Source organism: Streptomyces sp. NPDC096205 (genome assembly GCF_044763135.1).
GTDB lineage: Bacteria > Actinomycetota > Actinomycetes > Streptomycetales > Streptomycetaceae > Streptomyces.
The window spans coordinates 174,447-189,684 of the sequence record NZ_JBIWFS010000006.1 but is presented as its reverse complement, the minus strand read 5'-3'; the positions used below and the strand labels follow the sequence as shown (position 1 = coordinate 189,684).

At 71.0% G+C, this 15,238-nt stretch carries 12 protein-coding genes; 3 read left to right on the top strand and 9 right to left on the bottom strand.

Features of this window, described 5'->3' with window-relative positions; genetic code table 11:
- Position 1: 1 nt before the first annotated feature.
- Complete coding sequence (locus ACIQ6Y_RS23095) at positions 2 to 1,345, bottom strand: MFS transporter (RefSeq protein WP_404041831.1); 1,344 nt, start codon at positions 1,343 to 1,345, stop codon at positions 2 to 4.
- A gap of 24 nt (positions 1,346 to 1,369) precedes the next feature.
- The gene (locus ACIQ6Y_RS23090; RefSeq protein WP_386377691.1) at positions 1,370 to 1,807 is read right to left on the bottom strand and encodes a MarR family winged helix-turn-helix transcriptional regulator; all 438 of its coding nucleotides are present in this window, start codon (positions 1,805 to 1,807) and stop codon (positions 1,370 to 1,372) included.
- A gap of 149 nt (positions 1,808 to 1,956) precedes the next feature.
- Between ACIQ6Y_RS23090 and ACIQ6Y_RS23085 the strand changes: the two genes are divergently transcribed.
- Entirely contained in the window at positions 1,957 to 2,145 is a 189-nt protein-coding gene (locus ACIQ6Y_RS23085) for a ribbon-helix-helix protein, CopG family (protein WP_404041830.1), read from the top strand.
- Positions 2,146 to 2,149: 4 nt separating this feature from the next.
- Here the strand turns inward: ACIQ6Y_RS23085 and ACIQ6Y_RS23080 are convergent, their stop codons facing one another.
- On the bottom strand, positions 2,150 to 3,601 hold the full coding sequence (locus tag ACIQ6Y_RS23080; RefSeq protein WP_404041829.1) for an NCS2 family permease: 1,452 nt from the start codon (positions 3,599 to 3,601) through the stop codon (positions 2,150 to 2,152).
- A gap of 134 nt (positions 3,602 to 3,735) precedes the next feature.
- Here ACIQ6Y_RS23080 and ACIQ6Y_RS23075 point away from each other — a divergent pair, with 134 nt between their 5' ends.
- Both ACIQ6Y_RS23075 and ACIQ6Y_RS23070 read left to right on the top strand, forming a co-directional pair.
- Positions 3,736 to 4,008 carry a DUF2530 domain-containing protein gene (locus ACIQ6Y_RS23075; RefSeq protein ID WP_404041828.1) on the top strand — a complete coding sequence of 91 codons (273 nt, stop codon included), beginning with the start codon at positions 3,736 to 3,738 and terminating at the stop codon, positions 4,006 to 4,008.
- Between the two features lie 97 nt (positions 4,009 to 4,105).
- A complete protein-coding gene (locus tag ACIQ6Y_RS23070) occupies positions 4,106 to 6,502 on the top strand; it encodes an HAD-IC family P-type ATPase (protein WP_404041827.1) in 2,397 nt (798 codons plus the stop codon).
- Between the two features lie 6 nt (positions 6,503 to 6,508).
- On the opposite strand, the gene ACIQ6Y_RS23065 is transcribed toward ACIQ6Y_RS23070, so the two are convergent.
- The 6 genes from ACIQ6Y_RS23065 to ACIQ6Y_RS23040 all read right to left on the bottom strand — a co-directional run bounded on the left by ACIQ6Y_RS23065 (position 6,509) and on the right by ACIQ6Y_RS23040 (position 15,195).
- Entirely contained in the window at positions 6,509 to 8,158 is a 1,650-nt protein-coding gene (locus tag ACIQ6Y_RS23065; RefSeq protein WP_404041826.1) for a DUF5707 domain-containing protein, read from the bottom strand.
- Between the two features lie 102 nt (positions 8,159 to 8,260).
- On the bottom strand, positions 8,261 to 9,163 hold the full coding sequence (locus tag ACIQ6Y_RS23060) for a calcium-binding protein (RefSeq protein ID WP_404041825.1): 903 nt from the start codon (positions 9,161 to 9,163) through the stop codon (positions 8,261 to 8,263).
- A gap of 107 nt (positions 9,164 to 9,270) precedes the next feature.
- Positions 9,271 to 10,026 (bottom strand): calcium-binding protein, encoded by a 756-nt coding sequence (locus tag ACIQ6Y_RS23055; protein ID WP_404041824.1) that lies wholly within the window; start codon positions 10,024 to 10,026, stop codon positions 9,271 to 9,273.
- A gap of 212 nt (positions 10,027 to 10,238) precedes the next feature.
- Positions 10,239 to 11,033: a calcium-binding protein gene (locus tag ACIQ6Y_RS23050; protein ID WP_404041823.1), complete on the bottom strand. Its 795-nt coding sequence runs from the start codon at positions 11,031 to 11,033 to the stop codon at positions 10,239 to 10,241.
- A gap of 47 nt (positions 11,034 to 11,080) precedes the next feature.
- The gene (locus ACIQ6Y_RS23045) at positions 11,081 to 11,857 is read right to left on the bottom strand and encodes a calcium-binding protein (RefSeq protein ID WP_404041822.1); all 777 of its coding nucleotides are present in this window, start codon (positions 11,855 to 11,857) and stop codon (positions 11,081 to 11,083) included.
- A gap of 224 nt (positions 11,858 to 12,081) precedes the next feature.
- A complete protein-coding gene (locus ACIQ6Y_RS23040) occupies positions 12,082 to 15,195 on the bottom strand; it encodes a sacsin N-terminal ATP-binding-like domain-containing protein (RefSeq protein WP_404041821.1) in 3,114 nt (1,037 codons plus the stop codon).
- Positions 15,196 to 15,238: the final 43 nt, after the last annotated feature.

Genomic DNA, 15,238 nt, shown 5'->3' with positions numbered 1-15,238 from the left:
ATCAGGCCGCCGCCGCGAGCTCCTCCCGCCGCTCGCGCGGCACGAACCGCACGCTCGGGTGGCCGTGGCGCCAGCCCACGGACAGGCGCAGGCCGCCCGTGCGGGCCAGGATCACGGCGATGACGGCCGCGGCGAGGGCCGCGACGGCGCCGCCCGCGGCGAGGCCGGCGCGGGGGCCGTAGGTGTCGGTGATCCAGCCGGCGATGGGCGCGCCGATCGGGGTGCCGCCGAGGAAGACCATCATGTAGAGGGACATGACGCGGCCGCGCATGACCGGGTCGGTGGCCATCTGGAGGCTGGTGTTGGCGGTGACGTTGATGGTCATGCCGAACAGGCCCAGCGGGATCATCAGCGCGGCGAACATCCACAGGGTGGGCGCCCCGGCCGCGACGACCTCGATCAGGCCGAACAGCAGCGCGGCCGTGCTGACCACGCGCAGGCGGGCCGTGCCGCGGCGGGCGGCGAGCAGGGCTCCGGCGACGGAGCCGACGGCCATGAGGGTGTTGAAGAGGCTGTAGGTGCCGGCGCCCGCGTGGAAGACGTCGTCGACGAAGGCGGCGAGGTAGACGGGGAAGTTGAAGGCGAAGGTGCCGACGAACCCGACGAGCACGATCGGCCAGATCAGCTCGGGGCGGCCGGAGACGTAGCGCAGGCCCTCGCGGAGCTGTCCCTTGCCGCGCGGGGCACGCTCGACGGCGTGCAGTTCGCGGGCGCGCATCAGCAGCAGCCCTGCGATGGGCGCGACGAAGGACAGGCCGTTCAGCAGGAACGCCCAGCCGGTGCCGACGCCGGTGATCATCAGGCCGGCCACCGCGGGGCCGATCAGGCGGGCCGACTGGAAGTTGGCCGAGTTGAGGCTGACGGCGTTCTGCAGCTGGTCGGGGCCGACCATCTCGGTGACGAAGGACTGGCGGGCCGGGTTGTCGACGACCGTGGCGAGGCCGACGGCGAAGGCGGCGACGTAGACGTGCCACACCTGGACCTGGCCGGTGATCGTCAGGGCGGCCAGCGCGAGGCCGGTGAGGGCCATCGCGGTCTGGGTGACCAGCAGTGTGGGCCGCTTGGGGAGGCGGTCGACGAGGACGCCGCCGTAGAGGCCGAACAGAAGCATCGGGAGGAACTGCAGGGCGGTGGTGACGCCGACGGCGGTGGCGGAGCCGGTGAGGCTGAGCACCAGCCAGTCCTGGGCGATGCGCTGCATCCAGGTGCCGATGTTGGAGACGGCCTGGCCGAGGAAGAAGAGGCGGTAGTTCCTGATCTTCAGCGAGCTGAACATCGAGGAGCGGGTGGACGGGGTAGGGGTGGCCGGTGCGGGTGCGGAAACTGTTCCGGGGCCCGTACTCAAGAGCGTTCGCCTCCTCGGTGCGACTTACAGATGTGCGAGCTTCTCCAGCACGGGGGCGGCGGCGCGCAGTTTGGCCCACTCGTCCTCGTCGAGGTCCTCGACGAGCGCGGCCAGGAACGCGTTGCGCTTGCGGCGGCTCTCCTCGAGCATCGCCTCGGCCTGCTCGGTGCGGGTGACGACCTTCTGGCGCCGGTCCTCGGGGTGCGGCTCGAGCCGGACCAGGCCCTTGGCCTCCAGCAGCGCGACGATCCGGGTCATGGACGGCGGCTGGACGTGTTCCTTGCGGGCCAGTTCGCCCGGGGTCGCCCGGCCGCACAGGGACAGGGTGCCCAGCACCGACATCTCGGTGGGGCTCAGCGACTCGTCGACCCGCTGGTGCTTGAGGCGGCGGGAGAGCCGCATCACGGCTGAGCGCAGGGAGTTCACGGCGGCAGCGTCGTCGCCATGGGTGAGGTCCGGCATGTTCCTTAGCTTAACTCATTACTCTGACTAAAGACCACTCGGGGCGGGCCGGATGCCCGTGACCCTCACCACTCAAACGCCCGGGTCACCCGTACGAGTGAGCCGATTCCGGAAAGTGACGCATCGGCCACCCGTGTGCGGCGACCCTCGTGTGCATGGGGACCAGCGTGCTCAGCCTGCGGATAGACGGGGAGCTGCTCGAACGGCTCCGGCACCATGCGGCGAAAAGAGGAATGAGCGTCCAGGACTATGTCGTCCGGACGCTCATCCGTGATGACTTCGACGAACGGTTCCAGTCCGCCGTCGAGGAGACCGAGAAGTTCTACGGCCTCACATGACCGATCAGGTCAGTCCCAGCGCCGGCATCAGGTAGTAGAAGGCGAACACCGCCGAGACCACGTACATCGCCGCCGGGATCTCCTTCGCCCGGCCGGCCGCCAGGCGCATCGCCACGAAGGTGATGAAGCCCATGCCGATGCCGTTGGTGATCGAGTAGGTGAACGGCATCATCACCATCGTCACGAACGCCGGGACGGCGATCGTGTGGTCCGCCCAGTCGATCTCCTTGACCGAGCCGGCCAGGATCAGGAAGCCGACCGCGAGCAGGGCCGGGGTGGCCGCCTGGGACGGGACCATCGTGGCGATCGGCGTGAGGAACAGCGCGACGGCGAAGAGGCCTCCCGTGACGATGTTCGCGAAGCCGGTGCGGGCGCCCTCGCCGACACCGGCCGTGGACTCCACGAAGGCGGTGGTGGCCGAGGAGGAGCTGGCACCGCCCGCGGCGACCGCGATCCCGTCGACGAACAGCACCTTGTTGATGCCGGGCATCTGGCCCTGGGCGTCGGTCAGCTTGGCCTCGTCGCTCACGCCCATGATCGTGCCCATGGCGTCGAAGAAGCAGGACAGCAGGACCGTGAAGACGAAGAGGATGCCGGTCAGTACGCCGACCTTCTCGAAGCCGCCGAACAGGCTGAACTCGCCGATCAGGCCGAGGTCGGGGGTGGCGACCGGGTTGCCCGGCCACTTGGGCGTCGTCAGGCCCCAGGACGGGACCGTCGCGACGGCCTCGATGATCACCGCGAGGACGGTCATGGCGACGATCGAGATCAGGATCGCGCCGGGCACCTTGCGGACGATCAGCGCGAGCGTCAGCAGTGCGCCCAGGATGAACACCAGCACCGGCCAGCCGTTGAGGTGACCGGTGCCGCCCAGCTGGAGCGGGACGGTGGTGTGGGCGGCGTCCGGGATGCGGGAGACGAAGCCGGAGTCGACCAGGCCGATCAGCATGATGAACAGGCCGATACCGATGGAGATGGCCTTGCGCAGGCCGAACGGCACCGCGTTCATCACGCGCTCGCGCAGACCCGTCGCCACCAGCAGCATGACCACGAAACCGGCCAGCACGACCATGCCCATGGCGTCCGGCCAGGACATGCGCGGGGCGAGCTGGAGGGCGACGACGGAGTTCACGCCGAGACCGGCGGCCAGCGCGATCGGCACATTGCCGAGGACGCCCATCAGCAGCGTGGTGAACGCCGCCGTCAGGGCCGTCGCGGTGACCAGCTGGCCGTTGTCGAGCTGGTGGCCGTACATGTCCTTCGCGCTGCCCAGGATGATCGGGTTCAGCACGATGATGTAGGCCATCGCGAAGAAGGTGGCGAAACCACCCCGGACCTCGCGGGACAGGGTGCTGCCGCGCTCGGAGATCTTGAAGTAGCGGTCGAGAGCGCCGTACGCGGGCGCGCCGCCCGGCTGCTCCGGAGCGGGGACCTTGGCGGGGGCCGAGGTGGACATTTGTTGGTTCCTACGAGCAGAAGTGGTCAGAGGTAAACGGTTTCAGTATGAACATATGACTTTCCTGCTGGCCATCTCCGCGCGTAGACCTGATCGCCCGCCGAGCCCTCCGGTCGGGCTCGTACACTGCCCGCATGGCGAAGTGGACCCCGCAGCACGAGGCGCCGGAACCCCTTGAGGGCCCGGTCGTCCCGACCATCGTCGGCGGCACGATCCTCTGGTTCGTCCTCTTCCTGGTGCAGCTGCCGTTCTACGGCTGGTTCGACGACCGCGGGCACGCCTGGTGGGTGTGGACCTGCCTGGCGGGCGCGGGCCTGGGGCTGATCGGTATCTGGTACGTCCGCAAGCGGGACGCCGCGATCAAGCGGGCGGCGGCCGCCGAGCACCCGGACGTGGCCACCCCGTAGCCCCCGTACGACCACGGCACTACACGCGTCCTCCCGTGGTCGGAACTTCCCCCTGCTCGGCGGGTGAACGCCCGCCTCCGCACGTACCGTCGAATGCATGACGCACACCGACGCGGGCGCCGACCTCGATCCTGTGCATCCCCTGTCCGCGCCCTCCGCGCCGGCGGACGGCCTCACCGCGGCCGAGGTCGCCGAGCGGGTGGCCGCCGGCCGGATCAACGACGTGCCGGTGCGCAGCAGCCGGTCCGTCGCCGAGATCGTCCGCGCCAACGTCTTCACGCGGTTCAACGCGATCATCGGTGTGCTGTGGCTGATCATGCTGGTCGTCGCGCCGATCCAGGACAGCCTGTTCGGCTTCGTGATCCTCGCCAACACCGGCATCGGCATCGTCCAGGAGTGGCGGGCGAAGAAGACCCTGGACTCCCTCGCGGTGATCGGCGAGGCCCGCCCGACGGTGCGCCGGGACGGTACGGCCGTACAGATCGGGACGTCGGAGATCGTGCTGGACGACGTCATCGAGGTCGGGCCCGGCGACAAGGCCGTCGTGGACGGGGTGTGCGTCGAGGCGGACAGCCTGGAGGTCGACGAGTCGCTGCTGACCGGTGAAGCCGACCCGGTCGTCAAACGGCCCGGCGACCAGGTGATGTCCGGCAGCTTCGTGGTCGCGGGCGGCGGCGCCTTCCGGGCCACCAAGGTCGGGCGCGAGGCGTACGCCGCGCAGCTCGCCGAGGAGGCCTCCCGCTTCACGCTCGTGCAGTCCGAGCTGCGCTCGGGCATCTCCACGATCCTGAAGTACGTCACGTGGATGATGGTCCCGGCCGCACTCGGCCTGATCGTCACCCAGTTGGTCGTGGAGAGCAACGACCTGCGCGGCTCCGTCGCCCGCACGGTCGGCGGCATCGTGCCGATGGTCCCCGAGGGCCTGGTGCTGCTCACCTCGGTCGCCTTCGCGATAGGCGTCGTCCGGCTCGGCCGGAAACAGTGCCTGGTGCAGGAGCTCCCCGCCATCGAGGGCCTGGCCCGCGTCGACACGGTCTGCCTGGACAAGACCGGCACCCTCACCGAGGGCGGCATGGACGTGACGGAGCTGCGCGTCCTCGACGGCTACGACGAGGGGTACGTCCATCAGGTGCTGGGCGCGCTCGGCGAGTCCGACCCGCGGCCCAACGCCTCCCTGAAGGCGATCATCGACGCCTACCCCGACAGCGAGGAGTGGCGCTGCACCGAGTCCCTGCCCTTTTCCTCGGCCCGCAAGTACAGCGGCGCCACCTTCAGCGAGGGCGACGGCGAGAGCGGCACCTGGCTGCTCGGCGCCCCGGACGTGCTGCTCGCCGACGACGACCCGGCCCTCGGCGAGACCGAGCGGCTCAACGAGGCGGGGCTGCGGGTGCTGCTGCTGGCGCGTGCCGCCCGCGAGCTGGACGACCCCGAGGTCGCGCGCGATGCCGAGCCGGCCGCGCTGGTGGTGCTGGAGCAGCGGCTGCGCCCGGACGCCGCGGACACACTGCGCTACTTCGCCGAGCAGAACGTCCGCGCGAAGGTCATCTCCGGCGACAACGCGGTGTCGGTGGGCGCGGTCGCGAGCAAGCTGGGCCTGGCGGGGTCGGTGGTCGACGCGCGGCGGATACCGGCCGAGCGGGAGCCCATGGCCGAGGCCCTGGACCAGGGCACGGTGTTCGGGCGGGTCACCCCGCAGCAGAAGCGGGACATGGTGGGCGCGCTGCAGTCCCACGGCCACACGGTCGCCATGACCGGCGACGGCGTCAACGACGTCCTGGCGCTCAAGGACGCCGACATCGGGGTCGCGATGGGCTCGGGCTCGGAGGCGACCCGCGCGGTCGCGCAGATCGTGCTGCTGAACAACAGCTTCGCGACCCTGCCGTCGGTGGTCGCCGAGGGCCGCCGGGTGATCGGCAACATCACGCGCGTGGCGACGCTGTTCCTGGTCAAGACGGTCTACTCGGTGCTGCTGGCGGTCCTGGTGGTGTGCACGCGCGTGGAGTACCCGTTCCTTCCCCGCCATCTGACCCTGCTGTCCACCCTGACGATCGGCGTCCCGGCGTTCTTCCTGGCCCTCGCGCCCAACAAGGAGCGGGCCAGACCGCACTTCGTACGGCGGGTCATGCGGTACGCGATCCCGGGCGGGGTCGTGGCGGCGGCGGCGACCTTCACGACGTATGTCATCGCCGGGAACCACTACCACGGCGAGGGCGCGCTGGACGCCGAGACCAGCGCCGCGACCCTGACGCTGTTCCTGGTGTCGATGTGGGTGCTGGCGATCATCGCCCGCCCCTACACCTGGTGGCGTGTGCTGCTGGTCGCGGCGATGGGCGGCGCGTTCCTGCTGGTCCTGGTCGTGCCGTGGCTGCAGGAGTTCTTCGCGCTGCGGCTGGTCGGCATGGAGATGCCGTGGCTCGCGGTCGGCATCGCGGCGGGGGCGGCGGTCGTCCTGGAGTGCGTGTGGAGATGGGTCGACCGCCGCTTTCCCGCGTAGAACCGCTTACTGCACGTCGACGGCGTCCTCGCGGGAGACGGACGGGCCGTTGGTGTTGATGTTGTAGCCGCCCCCTTCGTAGACGAAGCGGTAGGAGCCGTCCGCCGTGGCGGTCGTGGTCTCCTTCAGCGCGCCCGTGGAGGTGGATTTGGTCTGCGCGACCAACGTCCACTCGGTCGCGCCCTTCTTCCTGAACTCGAGGTTCACCCACTGGCCCGCGAGCGGGCCGTAGGTGCCCGTCTCCCAGTCGGCGCGGGTCAGCTTGCCCGTGACGGTGAGGGTGCGGCCCTTGGCGATCGGCTCGGGCGAGGCGTTGACCGTCAGTGCGGTGTTGCGCTGGATCTTGACGCCCTTGTACGACGTGTTCGAGGTGACGGTGGTGTCCTTGGCCTTGACCTGGACGGCCACCCGCCAGCTCCCGGCCAGGTAGTCGGCGAACAGGTCGCCCACGCCCTCGGGGTTGCTCAGACCGGGGCGGGCCGTGACGGTCAGCTTGCACGTCGAGGTGGTGTCGGACGTGGCCGTGCAGGTGGCCGCGTTCTCGTTCTGCGGCAGCAGACCTTCGACGTCGGTCACGGAGTTCGAGCCGCGCCACAGGTACACGCTCGCGTCGGCGATGCCGCTCGGGTGACTCGCCGTCACGGACACGGAGAACGTCTTGGCGCTCTGGCTGCCGACGAGGACGTTCTTGCCGCCGTGGACCGTGACGTCGGAGACGACCGGCCCGTTCTCGGGCGCCAAGTCACCGAACCGCTGCCCGGCGACGACGGGCGCGACCGAGCCGCCCGGGACGGCCTGCGTGGTCACGTCGACGTGGTCCGCGACGGAGACGGCACCCGTGGTCGTCGTGGCACCGGCGTAGGAGTAGCGGTAGTAGCCGTCGTACGTCGCGGTGGTGGTCGCGCTCAGGGCACCCGTGGCGCTGGACTTGACGGTCTTCAGCGTCGTCCAGCTGGTCGTGCCCTGCTTCTTGTACTGGAGCTTCACGTACTGGCCGGCGATACCGCCGTAGTAGTGGGTGTCCCAGTTCGCGCGGGTCAGCTTGCCGATGACCGTGATGGTCCTGCCCTTGGTGACCGGCTCCGGGGTGGCGTTGACGGCCAGCTTCGCCAGGCGCTGGTACTTGACGGTGCCCAGGCCGCTCTGCTCGGACATGCCGACCTTGTCCCAGTCGATGGGGGGCGGCTCCTCGAGGTCGCCGTTGACCGGGTCGTTCTGTCCGTTCCAGTCGTAGGAGACAGCGCTGATGGTGTACGTGGTGGCGTCCGCGTTGTCCAGGTCATGGCCCGGACGGAAGTAGATCGAGCCCCCGCAGTTGGCGACCGTGGCCGTGACCGCCTCGCAGGAGGCCCAGATGTGCTGGACGCGCCGGTCGTCGGGGGCCGCGCCGACGGGCGCGAACGTGAGGAGGTGATCCATGTCCTGCAGATCGGCGCCGGCGGGGTGCGTGAGCGTGTAGCTGAACGGCGCGCTCACCGAGCCGGCGGTGCCTGCGACGATCGGCTTGCCGTTGTTGACCTTGACGTCGGAGTACTTGAAGTTCAGCGCATACGGCTTGCCGTCGTGGGGATCGTCGGCGGCCAGCGCGGCCGGGGCGGCGAGGGCGGTCAGGGCCAGGGCGCCGGAGACGGCGGCCGTGGTGACACGTGCAAGCATGGATTTTCCTTCCGGTGCTCATGGGTACTGACGCCCGCGGGCCCCGGAGGGGGCCCGGCCCGGGAGAACCCCAGGGCCGGGCGGGGTGGTACTGCGTGCTGCTTACCGCACGTCGACGTAGTCGCCCGGCGACACGGTCAGCGGGGACGTAGTGGTGGACGCGCCGGAGAAGTAGAAGCGCCAGGTGCCGTCGTACACAGCGGTGTTGCTGGTGCTGATGGCGCCGTAGCTGTTCGACTTGGCGGTCTTCACCTTGGAGTACGCGGTGCTGCCGGCCTTCTTGAACTGCAGCTGCAGGTACTGGTTGGTGAACTTGCTGTAGGTGCCCGTCTCCCAGTTGGCCCGGGTGAAGGCGCCCTTGAGGGAGAGCGTGCTGCCCTTGCGGACCGGCTCCGGGGAGGCGTTCATCGTCAGGACGGCGTTCCGCTGGACCCGGTGGGTCTTGTAGAAGTCGTTGACGTACTCGCTGTCGTCGTTGGCCCACACGCCGACGCCCACGTGCCAGGTGCCCGCCAGGATGTTGGCGTACAGGTCGCCCTTGCCGTTCGGGTCGTTCAGACCGGGGCGGGCCGTGATGGTCATCTTGCAGTCGGCGGCGGTGGTGGAGCTGACGACCGCGCAGGTGACGCCCTCGGCCGGCGGAAGCCAGCCGTCGGCGGCGTCCGGGTCCGCGCCGTGCCACAGGTCGATGTAGAGGGACTTGATGCCGCTGGGGTGGCTGGCCGTCAGGGACACGGTGAACGTCTTGGCGCTCTGGCTGCCGACGACGACGGACTTGCCGGCGTTGATGCGGACGTTGCTGACGGTCGGGGCCGCCTGCGCGCCGACGGAGGCGGACCTGGACGCTCCGGACACCGCACCGGGCACGGCCACACCGTGCTGCTCGGCGACACTCGGGCGGCCGACACCGGCGGAGCCATCGGTCCCGGCCTGCGCGGCCGGCATGACAAGAGCGGACAGGGCGAGGGCGCCGGAGACCGCGGCGACAGTGGTGCGCGTACGCATAGAGGTCCTTCAGGGTGCTCGGAGTGTGCCCGAGGGCAGTGGAGGGGGACGCCCGCCCCGGCCGGCTGCCGGGGCGGGCGGGGGTGGGTCACGGGGACCCGGGGGTGTTACTGCACGTCGATGTAGTCGGCCGCGGAGGGCGTCGGGGCGCTGACGGAGTTGCCGGCGAACCAGAAGCGGTAGTAACCGTCGTAGGTGGCGGTCGTGGTGGTGCTCAGGGCGCCCGTGGTGGTGGCCTTGACCGTCTTCAGCGTGGCGTAGCTGGTGCTGCCGGCCTTCTTGTACTGCAGCTTCACGTACTGGCTGCCGTAGCCGTTGTAGACGCCGGTCTCCCAGTTGGCGCGGGTCAGCTTGCCCGCGACGGTGATCGTCTTGCCCTTGCGGACCGGCTCGGGGGAGGCGTTGGTCGTGACCTTCGTCGCGCGCAGGACCTTGAAGGCGCCGGCCTTCTCCTTCCAGATGTAGTCGTCGTCCTTGGCGTCGATCCAGGCGTCGACGTACCAGGTGCCGGCGTTGTTGTTGAACAGGTCACCGACGCGCGGGTCCACGGTCACCCAGCCGACGCAGGTCGACGTGGTGGCGCTGGAGGCCGTGCAGGTGGGCTTGCTGGTGGTGAGCAGGCCGTAGTTCGGACCGTAGAGGTCGAACTCGTCGGCACCGAGGATGCCGGAGTTGTCGGTGGCCGTGACGGCGACCTTGAACTTCACCGCGGTGGTACCGACGTACACCTTGTTGACGGTGTTGACGGCGACCTTGGTGATGGTGGTGTCACCCTGCGAGCCGTCGGCCTGGGCGGCCGGCACGGCGAGAGCGGACAGGGCCAGGGCGCCGGTGACGACGCCGAGGGTGGCACGCATGCGCATGTCTCTTCCCCACTGAGACGGGACCTCGTTGCCCTTCGTGGCACACGGCTCGTGAGCGCGGCGAGGTCCGGGAGATCTAGGAGTCTGTTGACTCGGAAGATCAGATCTGTGACGGCTGGGAATGGTTGTACGACTGGCGAAGATTTTGTTCGAGGTTGGCCGAGCCCCTGCGCGGGGCCCGGCCGGCCGTGTACGGGACGCCCCGACCGCGCCTACTGCACGTCGACGTGGTCGGCGACGGAGACGGACGGCGCGTTGTGCGCGTCACCGGCGTAGGAAAGGCGGTAGTAGCCGTCGTACGTCGCCGTGGTGGTGGCGGTCAGGGCGCCGGTGGACGACGACCTGACGGTCTTCAGCGTGGTCCAGGTGGACGTGCCCGCCTTCTTGTACTGCAGCTTCACGTACTGGTGGGGCAGCGGGACATAGCCGTACTCGAAGGTGTACTCGGCGGTGGTGAGCTTGCCCGTGGCGGTGATGGTCCTGCCCTTGCGGACCGGCTCCGGGGAGGCGTTGACCCGCACGATGGTGTGGCGCTTGGTCTCGAAGGTCTTGACGTTCTCGTTCCGGTAGGTGCCGCCGTTCTTGTCGGTCACGGTCACGAGGGTGTTCCAGCTGAAGCCGTCCCCGCGCCACGGACGGAGGATGAACGTCGCCCGGCAGGTGGCGGTGGTGGCGTTCACCTCGGTGCAGTCGAGCAGGCGGTCGGGGGTCTGGGGCCCCGACATGTCGGGCCAGCTGTCGTCGTCGAGGTCGTCGGGGGAGGGCAGCGTGCCGCCGCTCCAGAGCGTGGCTCCGACGCTCTTGACGCCCGCCGGGGCCTTCACGGTCATGGAGACGCTGACCGGCTTGACGCCGGTGGCGTTGAAGACGATCGGCTTGCCGTCGTTGACGACGACGTTCGAGACCGTGATGCCGGCCGGCACCTCGTCGGCCTGGGCGGCCGGCAGGGCGAGGGCGGAGAGGGCCAGCGTGCCGCAGACCGCGGCGATGGTGACACGAGTACGCATGGGTTCCTTCTCGGGATTCGCAGGGATGTCCGGGACCGGGCGCGTGCCTACTGCACGTCGACGGCGTCGGCCGCGGAGGTGACGGCGGCGGAGGCCGAGTTGCCGGCGTACACGAAGCGGTAGGCACCGTCGTAGCCGGCCGTGGTGGTGGCGCTCACATAGCCCGAGGACGTCGACTTGACCGTCTTCAGCGTGGTGAAGGAGGTCGCGCCCTTCTTCCTGAACTGGAGCTTGACGTACTGGCCGCCGTAGCCGCCGTAGGTGAGCGTCTCCCAGCTGACGCGGGTCAGCCGTCCGGTGACCGTGACGGTGCGGCCCTTGCGGACGGGCTCCGGGGAGGCGTTGGCGGTCAGCCTGGTGTGGCGCTGGAGCTTGAAGGTGCCCGCGGACTCCTTCCAGACCCAGTCCTTGTCCGAGGCGTTGATCCACGTGTCGACGCGGTAGGTGCCGGCGTTGTCGTCGGTGAGGTGCTCGGGCGCGTCGGTCCTCGGGTTGATCACGAACCCGCCGGTGCAGGTCGCGGTGGTGTCGTCGACGCGCGAGCAGCTCGGGTACTTCGCCTGGAACCAGCCGGAGTCCGGGCCGTACACGTCCAGCCACTCCGCGGCCTCGGACCAGAAGCCGAAGCCGGAGTCGTCGGTCACCGTGACGCTGACCGTGAACCTCGTCTCGTCCCTGCCGACGACGACCTTGTTGTCGCCGTCGACGACGACCTTGGTGATCTTGGTATCGCCGTAGCTGCCGTCGGCCTGTGCGGCCGGGACGGCGAGCGTGGACAGTGCCAGGGCGCCGGTGAGGACGCAAAGGGTGACACGCTTGCGCATATCTGGGTTTCCCCCCACGGGAAGGGACCTCGTCGCTCTGCGAGGCCGAGGCCGAGACAGACGCAGAACGCAGACGCGTACGCACGGCTCGTGAGCGTGACGAGGGCCAAGTAGCCGAATCTCGGAGTCGTTTGACTCACCTGATCAGATCCGTGAGGGACGGGAATGGTTGTACGGCCGGTGGACACGTGATGTCCGCCGGCCGTACGGCCCTCCCGCGGAACTCAGTCGAACCAGCGGTCCCGCGCCAGCTCCGCCGTGCGGGTCGGGTCCTCCAGCAGGGCCGCCACCTCGAAGCGCCGTGGCCACTGGCCGGCCGCCCAGGCGAGCCCCGCGGCGACGCCCTCCAGGGTGGCGGCGTGCAGGACGCCGTCGTCGGTGAGCCGCCAGTCGATCTCCACGCCGTCGACGACGAGTTCCTCGTGCTCGACGTACGAGGACGGTGTGCGCGGGCCGAGCAGCACCCGCACCGGCTCCGGTACGTCGTGCTCGGCGCCCTCGGAGCCGATCGCCCCGGACACGGACTCGCTCAGCCGCCGCACCTGGAACAGCTCGGCCAGTTCGGCGGCGCGTGCCGGGCGGACGGGCAGCAGGGGCACGCCCTCGGTGAAGGGCAGCAGGTCGGGCGAGTCGACGACCACCGCGTCGGCGGCGTCCACGACGGCGGTGCGCCCGTCGACGACCGCCCGCAGCTCGTCCGGCAGCGTCACCTGCTCGGGGTCGAGGTCGGCCAACGCGCCGTACAGCCCGTGCAGTTGCGCGGCCGACACCTCGCGCTCCGGGTCGGCGAGGCGCTCCAGCAGCTCGGCCGCGCCGCCCGGCTCGTCGAGGAGCGCGGCCACCGAGGTGCGTACGCCGAGCGCCCGCAGGACCTGTTCGTCGTCGAAGCCGGTCGCGTCGGCCTCGTCGTACAGCCCGCGCAGGAGCGGGTCCCCGCCCGCCGCCAGCAGGCCCGCGGGGCGGCGGCCGTCCAGCACCGGGTGGCCGCGCAGCCACCAGGCCGTGTACGGCCGTACGGTCTCGTGGGTGCCGTCGGGCAGCAGGATGCGCACCGGCTGGGTGAGGGCGTCCCGCAGCGGCGGCTGGGCGAGCAGGGCGAGGGCCTGCGGCCAGCGGTCGTCGTCGACGAGGTCGAGATCGCGTACGGCGACCAGCTCGGTGGCGACCGGCGGCACGGGCGAGTCGGGGAAGCGATCGAGGATGTCCTCGCACCAGACGTCCACGGCGTCCAGCAGCCCGGCGTCGTCGGGTTCGGCGAAGTCCCCTTCCCGCGGCTCCAGTTCGTCCGGGTCGAGGACGACGTCGGTGGCGCGGACCAGGGCGAAGTTCGCCAGCACTCCGCAGGCGGCCAGCGGCGCCTCGCCCCACTTCTCCGCCAGGTCGGTGTCGACCGAAGCGAGTTCACCCTCACGCATGACCTGGTGGAAGGCGCTGCCCGGCAGCACCAGCTCTCCGGCGGGGGCGAGTTCGCCGTCCTCGTCGGGCAGCGCGAGCGCGCCGAGCCAGGGCTCGTCACCGGGTTCGAGACCGGCGTCGCGGACCAGCGCGAGCACGGTGTCGGCCAGCTCCTCCGCGTCCGGGGCGTCGGCCTCCCAGTCCAGTGCGCCCTCGTCGTCCAGCGAGGCGGCGACGGCGGCCCGCACCTGGGGCGTGGTCAGCACGGCCCGCGGCGTGGCGGGCAGCGCGCCCAGCTTCTCCAGGAGCGGGTGGGCGGCGTCCTCGTGGGCGACCTTCAGCCCGAGGCGGGCCAGCACCTCGGCGTCGATGCCGGCCGCGTCCGGGGTGGGCAGCAGCACCTGCCGGGGCCCGATCGTCGTACGGCCGTCCGCGAGCGGCACGGGAAGCCCGGTCAGCCGGTCCGGGTCGACCCCGGCCAGGCTGTCGTAGAGCCGCCGCCACCAGTCGGGCTCCTTCTCGAGCCCGGCCAGCCGGTCGACGGCGTCGGTCAGCGGCACCCGGGCCACCCCGAGCGTGCGCAGCTCGACGCGGCGCTCCAGGCCGGCGGGCAGCAGGGTCGGCAGCACCTCGGCCAGGACGGCCACGGTCTCGGCCCCGGCCCCCTCGACGACCTCCGCGTCCCGCGGGCGCAGCGACTCCGGCAGGTCCTCGCCGGGCCCGGCGGCGGGCGGCAGGAAGGACGTCCGCGGCAGCCGCTCCAGGATCGCCTGCCGCAGCGCCCCGTCCAGCGCGCCCTTGCCCAGCGGACCGGGCACGAGGTCGATGATCCCGGCCCCCACCGGCCGCCAGGCGGCGAGGAGTTCGGTGTAGGCGTCGGCCGCCCGCTCGACGAGGTGATCGGTCAGCGGCCCGGGGGCGGCATGCCGCCGGGTGGTGTCCAGCGGGAAGGACGCGATCAGCAGCGCGGGCACCCCGAGGGGCTCGTCGCTGGGGGTGGGCGCGTGCACGACGGGACTCGTACGAGGCCGGGCGGGCGAGCCATCGGCATCCACGGGCACGGCCCAGGTCACCGACCAGTACGGCCGCAGCCGCTCCTCGACGGGCCGGTCGGCGAGCAGCTCGGCGGCGAGCGAACCGTGCGCCGCGGCGGTCCGCCACCGGGTGGTCCCGTCCCGGGAATCCTCTACGACGGTCAGGTCGCCGTCGGTACGGCGGTGCAGGGTGCGGGTCTCGTCGGCCACCTCGACGACGACCTCGTCCAGGCCGGGCAGGGCGAGCAGCAGGGCGTCGTCGACGGCGGCGAGGAGCCGCTCGGCGAGGTCGGCGGCGGCGGCGTCGCGCAGCGGCAGGATGACGGCGGTGTCGTACGGGGCGGGCGCGCTGCCCTCGGCGGCGAAGGGCAACCGCAGCAGCGGCACATGCCCGTCACGCCGGCGGATCTCGTCCCCCAGGCCGGGACTGTGCAGGGCGGTGTCGGCAGCGAGGTCCCGCGCCTCGTGCAGCGACCACCGCACGCCCCCGTGCCGCCCTACGACGGCCGGCTCGTCGGTGACGGCGAGCACGGCGGCGAACCCGACCCCGAACCGCCCCACGGCGGCGGTGCCGCTCTCCCGCTTCGCGGAGGCACGCAGGGTGGCCAGCGACTCGACCCCGGCGGCGTCGAGAGGCGCCCCGGTGTTGGCCGCGACCAGCACCCCGTCCCGCAGGGTGAGCCGCAGCCGGCCCGGCACCCCGGCTCTGGCGGCGGCGTCCGCGGCATTCTGGGCAAGCTCCACGACGAGCCGGTCCCGGTACCCGCCGAGGACCAGATCCTCCTCGGCGTTCGCGTCCTCCCGGAACCGGGCCGGGCTGGTCGCCCACGCATCCAGGACGCCTCGCCTGAGCCGGGCGGTCCCGAACGGGTCCGCACCCTCGGCCGCGGGCCGCACGAACTTGCTCACGTCCACACTCTCCTCATCGGGGTGACCTTGAAGGTACCCGTCC

What these genes read in the sequence shown, in the direction of transcription:
- ACIQ6Y_RS23080 (WP_404041829.1), bottom strand. Translation starts at nt 3,601, where the DNA reads ATGTCCACCTCGGCCCCCGCCAAGGTCCCCGCTCCGGAGCAGCCGGGC.
- ACIQ6Y_RS23060 (WP_404041825.1), bottom strand. Translation starts at nt 9,163, where the DNA reads ATGCGTACGCGCACCACTGTCGCCGCGGTCTCCGGCGCCCTCGCCCTG.
- ACIQ6Y_RS23090 (WP_386377691.1), bottom strand. Translation starts at nt 1,807, where the DNA reads ATGCCGGACCTCACCCATGGCGACGACGCTGCCGCCGTGAACTCCCTG.
- ACIQ6Y_RS23070 (WP_404041827.1), top strand. Translation starts at nt 4,106, where the DNA reads ATGACGCACACCGACGCGGGCGCCGACCTCGATCCTGTGCATCCCCTG.
- ACIQ6Y_RS23050 (WP_404041823.1), bottom strand. Translation starts at nt 11,033, where the DNA reads ATGCGTACTCGTGTCACCATCGCCGCGGTCTGCGGCACGCTGGCCCTC.
- ACIQ6Y_RS23055 (WP_404041824.1), bottom strand. Translation starts at nt 10,026, where the DNA reads ATGCGCATGCGTGCCACCCTCGGCGTCGTCACCGGCGCCCTGGCCCTG.
- ACIQ6Y_RS23065 (WP_404041826.1), bottom strand. Translation starts at nt 8,158, where the DNA reads ATGCTTGCACGTGTCACCACGGCCGCCGTCTCCGGCGCCCTGGCCCTG.
- ACIQ6Y_RS23045 (WP_404041822.1), bottom strand. Translation starts at nt 11,857, where the DNA reads ATGCGCAAGCGTGTCACCCTTTGCGTCCTCACCGGCGCCCTGGCACTG.
- ACIQ6Y_RS23075 (WP_404041828.1), top strand. Translation starts at nt 3,736, where the DNA reads ATGGCGAAGTGGACCCCGCAGCACGAGGCGCCGGAACCCCTTGAGGGC.